This is a genomic window from Komagataeibacter nataicola, assembly GCF_003207795.1.
Classification (GTDB): Bacteria; Pseudomonadota; Alphaproteobacteria; order Acetobacterales; family Acetobacteraceae; genus Komagataeibacter; species Komagataeibacter nataicola.
Genome location: NZ_NIRT01000095.1, coordinates 1 through 735, shown reverse-complemented (window position 1 = coordinate 735; position 735 = coordinate 1). Strand labels below are relative to the sequence as shown.

Annotated in this window: 1 protein-coding gene and 1 tRNA gene; one reads left to right on the top strand and one right to left on the bottom strand. The window is 54.3% G+C overall.

The window, feature by feature from the left end; translation table 11 throughout:
• Nucleotides 1-52 precede the first annotated feature (52 nt).
• Nucleotides 53-129 (top strand) — tRNA-Met (locus CDI09_RS17425).
• Nucleotides 130-334: 205 nt separating this feature from the next.
• On the opposite strand, the gene CDI09_RS17420 is transcribed toward CDI09_RS17425, so the two are convergent.
• Nucleotides 335-735, bottom strand: a 401-nt coding sequence (locus CDI09_RS17420) for an integrase core domain-containing protein (RefSeq protein ID WP_249034064.1), incomplete at its 5' end; no start/stop codon positions are given.

Sequence of the window (735 nt, the reverse complement as noted above, 5' to 3'; positions counted from 1 at the left end):
TAAGGCACGGGAAAGTCGGTCGCCGCCAGGTCTTCCAGTCCTCCCTCACAAACGCGGGGTGGAGCAGCCCGGTAGCTCGTCAGGCTCATAACCTGAAGGTCATAGGTTCAAATCCTATCCCCGCAACCATGAATAAGCGTCTGAAAAGACAAAAGAAAAGCCACCCAATCGGGTGGCTTTTTTTGTGCCCCAAATCTATCGCAGGATGCACATAGGATGCAATTGGGAGCGAAAATGCAGCGTAGTTTGGGCTGATTTCACGTGTGCGTGAGTATTTTCACAGACCTTCCCAGTGGAGATGACGTCGCTGACGTGCCCCCTTTTTTGTATCCACTCAAAAGGAGAGTTCCCGTTTTTTATGGCTTTGGGCTGATGGGATGACAAGTGTCTCGGGGGCATGCCCCCGAGACACTTGTCTGGCGACCTGATCCGGTGTCCTGCCACCCAGCTGGGAATGGGGGCGCGCCGTATTGTAGTCTTCCCGCCAGTCAGCCAGAATCTGTCGGGCATGGCTGAGAAACGTGAACAGCGTCTCGTTGAGGCATTCATCCCTCAAGCGGCCGTTGAAACTTTCGACAAAGCCGTTCTGTTGCGGTTTCCCGGGGGCGATATAGTGCCATTCAACCTTCATCTCATCGGCCCATTTCAGGATGGCATGGGATGTGAACTCCGTACCGTTGTCGCTGACAATCATGAGGGGTTTGCCATATCGTTCCACCAGGGCCGTCAGTTCCC